At 69.7% G+C, this 3,744-nt stretch carries 3 protein-coding genes; all 3 read right to left on the bottom strand.

The features are described 5' to 3' along the window. Window positions 1–2: 2 nt before the first annotated feature. Window positions 3–1,439: a lamin tail domain-containing protein gene (locus tag ACFWGJ_RS42715; RefSeq protein ID WP_387334359.1), complete on the bottom strand. Its 1,437-nt coding sequence runs from the start codon at window positions 1,437–1,439 to the stop codon at window positions 3–5. Between the two features lie 148 nt (window positions 1,440–1,587). Then, window positions 1,588–3,000 carry a sensor histidine kinase gene (locus ACFWGJ_RS42710; RefSeq protein ID WP_387334358.1) on the bottom strand — a complete coding sequence of 471 codons (1,413 nt, stop codon included), beginning with the start codon at window positions 2,998–3,000 and terminating at the stop codon, window positions 1,588–1,590. After that, complete coding sequence (locus ACFWGJ_RS42705) at window positions 2,997–3,683, bottom strand: response regulator transcription factor (protein WP_387334357.1); 687 nt, start codon at window positions 3,681–3,683, stop codon at window positions 2,997–2,999. Before ACFWGJ_RS42705 ends, ACFWGJ_RS42710 begins: the two co-directional genes overlap by 4 nt. Window positions 3,684–3,744: the final 61 nt, after the last annotated feature.

Below are 3,744 nucleotides of genomic sequence, written 5' to 3'. Positions count from 1 at the left end.
GATCAGCAGGTGATGGTGCCCTTGCGCAGGGCGTGACCGCCGTCGTTGGTGTCGTCGGCCCAGTGGACGGGCTTGGAGCCGGCCACACAGGCGCCGGAGCCGGCGACGGAGAAGCCCTCGTTGTTGTAGTTGGGCATGCCGGACGGGCGGTCGAAGGCGGCGGTGACGGTGAAGACGCCGGTGGTGTCGATCTGCAGAGTGCGGTGCCGGCCGTCGCAGGTGTCGTCGCAGACCGCCCACAGGCGCGCGGCCTGGGGTTCCCACTGCAGTTCCATCACCCCGGCCATGCCGCTGCTGAAGGAGGCGACCCGGGTGGAGCTGCCGGAGTCGGTGAGGACATAGCCGTAGATCATCCCGGTGCCTTCGACGCCGACGAAGAACACGCCGCCACTGTGGGCGCCGTAGCGCGCCGGATCGTAGACCGCTCCGGTGGAGGCGTCCTTGAAAGCGGACCCGACGAGATGGGCGTCGGGGACCCAGGTGATCCCCTCCAGGCCCAGGTTGGAGCCCGTCGTGGGCAGGTCGGAGGTGAGGTTCCACTCCTTGGACGCGGTCAGTGACGAGCCGGACAGGGTGACGTCGTACCGCAACACCGACAGGCGGCTCGTACCGGAGGCGTCGCCGTTCCGCTCACTGGCGACGAACACTCCGCCGGCCGCGCCGGAGGCGGTCAGGGTGACGCCCTCGCTGTCGGGGCTCCCGGAACCACCGGTGAAACGCAGGGCCTTGCCGGAGGACCATCCGTTACCGGTGTCCGGCTTCCAGCCGGCGGAGCCGCCCCCCACCAGGCGCCACAGCTTTCCGCTGTTCTGCGCGCCCCACAGCACGTCGCCCTCCTGGTAGAGGCCGCTCAGGTCCTGGCCGAAGACGTCGGAGGCGTCCGCCGTCGCCACGCTGCCGCTGCCCGGCCACGCCACCGGACCGGTCGTACCTCCGCCACCGTCCCCGGAGGTGCCGCAGCTGTTCGGGCCGCTCAGGGTCACGGCCGACGCCTGCTGGAAGGCGCCGGTGCCGTCCGGGCAGCGCGACCAGGACGGGTCGGAGTGCTCGCTCCAGGAGAAGCTGTCCACCAGGGTCTTGCCGTCGGCGAGATAGAGGCGAGCCTCGTCGTCGGAGCCCAGGCCGAACTTGTCGTGGACGTCGAATGCCCGATGGCCGCCCGCTGCCAGAGTGGTTCCCGAGGCGATCGTGTAGGCGTGGGTCGTGTCGTCGTCCTTGAGGATCCAGCCGGAGACGTCGATCGTGGCGGTGCCCTTGTTGACCAGCTCGATGGAGTCGTTGACGTCCCCGGTGGTCACCACCTCGTTGACGCGGACGTCGTCGGCGACGGCGGCATGCGCCGCAGGCACACCGCTGAGCACGCCGGCGGCCAACAGCGCGCCGGCGGCAAGGAAACGGGCAACAACACGACGCCCACCACGGGCGATCGATCTGTTCACGGGTTCCGTCCTGACATGGTCATGGGAAGGGCGGCCCGATCGTCCCGGCCCGGACCCAACAGCTCTCCCACACCAGGAGGACAGCGGGTGAACGGCAGGCGCACCGTGATCGCCAAGGCCCGACGCACCGTGCGCCCGGTGACACTCGTCAGGGCAGGCAGGTGGAGAGGCGGAGAGCGAAATGTGCGCCATGGGCACGCGGGACGATCTCAAGCGTGCCGCCGTGGACGGTGGCGATGCGCTGGGCGATGGCCAGGCCGAGGCCGGCGCCACCGGTGTCCTGCGCGCGGGCGTCGTCGAGGCGGGTGAAGCGCTCGAAGATCCGCTGATGGTCTTCGGGCGGGATGCCGGGGCCGTCGTCGACGACGTCGACGACCGCTGTGTCGTGCTGGGTGTCGTGGGTCAGGCAGACGGCAATGGTGCTGGTCGCATAGCGTTCGGCGTTGTCGAGGAGATTGCCGATGACGCGGGCCAGCAGAGCCGGGTGGCCCTGCACGGCGACGGGGCCGGGCTCCGTGTGCAGGTCGATGTCGATGCCGTGCGGCGGCCGGCGACGGACGGTTTCCTCCCGTACGACGTCGGTGAGGTCGACGCTCCGCCGCGGTCGCCGGTCGCCGTGCTGGGCGTCGAGGCGAGCCAACAGCAGCAGGTCCTCCGTCAGTTCCTGTACGTGGATGGTGTCTTCGTGGGCCGCGTGGACGACCTGGGGCCAGTCGGCGGCATCCGGCCGGTTGAGGGCGAGCTCAAGTTCGGTGCGCAGGCAGGCGAGCGGAGTACGCAGTTCGTGCGAGGCATCCGCGGTGAACTGCCGCTGCCGGTCGACGGCGGACTGCAGCCGGTTCAGGGTGGTGTTCATGGTGGTGGCGAGACGCGCGATCTCGTTGCCCGCCCGGGGCACGGGAACGCGCCGGTCGAGATGACGGGCGCTGAGTTCGGCGAACTCGGCACGGATGGCCTCGACCGGGCGCAGCACCCGGCCGACCGCGAACCATGTGCTGCCCGCGATCAGGGTGACGAGTGCCACCGTTCCGCCGGCCAGGGACCACACGACGGTGTTCAGCCGGGCCTGTTCGCCGTGGAGTGAATAGATCAGCACGACGTAGCCGGGAAATTCGGGATAGGCGTTGGGCCGCTGGACGGGTGTCGAAGAGGCCCAGGGGGCGAGGGACAGCGCTCCCTGGTTGTTGAGGGCGTCGTACATCGCCTCGTGACCGGACGGTCCGGGACGGCCGGAACTCAGGTCGTAGGGCTTCCTGCAGAAGCTGACACGCTCATGGACCTGGAGGGTGCGCGGGTCGGAGCGGCATTGCGGTACCTGTTCGCCCCTGTCGGTCGCTCGATCGCGCTTGACCTCTATGCGCAGCCAGTGCTGGGTCTCCGCGCTGCGCCGCTGGCCGTCCTGGAGGATCGAGGCCCGTACCGCGAGCGTCGTGCCGGTGGCGGCCGCGGTCAGGGGCACCGCGGCGATCACCGCGGCCAGAAGAGTCAGCCTCATGCGGATGGTGGCGGGGTACAAGCGGCGCAGCAGGGGCATCAGACGTATCAGTCGTAGCCATTTCATGATCGTGTGCCTTCGCCGGCGTCCAGCCGGTAGCCGACGCCCCGGACGGTGCGGATCGAGCGCTGCTGGAAGGGAGTGTCGAGCTTGCGGCGCAGAGCGCTGATGTAGACCTCGACGATGTTGACGTCGCCGTCGAAACGGTCGTCCCAGACATGTTCGAGAACCTCGCACTTGGACACCGTCTCCCCCTTGCGGCCGGCCAGATACTCCAGAACGGCGAACTCGCGGGCGGTCAGCGCCAGCTCGCGGCCGTCCCGTCGGCACCGGCGGCCGGCCGGGTCGATCTCCAGGTCCCCGACACGGATCACGCTGGGGCGCTCGGGGCGGCCCCGGCGGATCAGGGCGCGCAGTCGGGCCGCGAGCGCGACGAAGGAGAACGGCTTGGTGACGTAGTCGTCCGCGCCGGTGTCCAGGCCCTCGGCCTGGTCGTACTCGCCGTCCTTGGCGGTGAGCATCAGGACCGGCGTCCACACCCCCTCCTGGCGCAGCTGTGCGCACAGCCGCAAGCCGTTCAGACGAGGCAGCATCACGTCCAGTACGAGCACGTCGTACTCGTTCTCCAGGGCCAGCTCCAGGCCGCGTCGACCGTCGTGGGCCGTATCGACCGCGTAGCCCTCGCCGACCAGTCCCCGGCACAGCAACTCCGCCAACCGCCGGTCGTCCTCGACCACCAGTATCCGCATGCCCTCAGCATGACCGATCGGTCCTGTGGGGAGTCTGAAGGTTCCTGAAGGGCTTTCAGGA

The organism is Streptomyces sp. NPDC060205 (assembly GCF_042728395.1).
In the GTDB taxonomy this organism is placed as follows: Bacteria; Actinomycetota; Actinomycetes; order Streptomycetales; family Streptomycetaceae; genus Streptomyces.
Note: the sequence above shows the minus strand (reverse complement) of the source record. Positions and strands in the feature narration are given on the sequence as shown.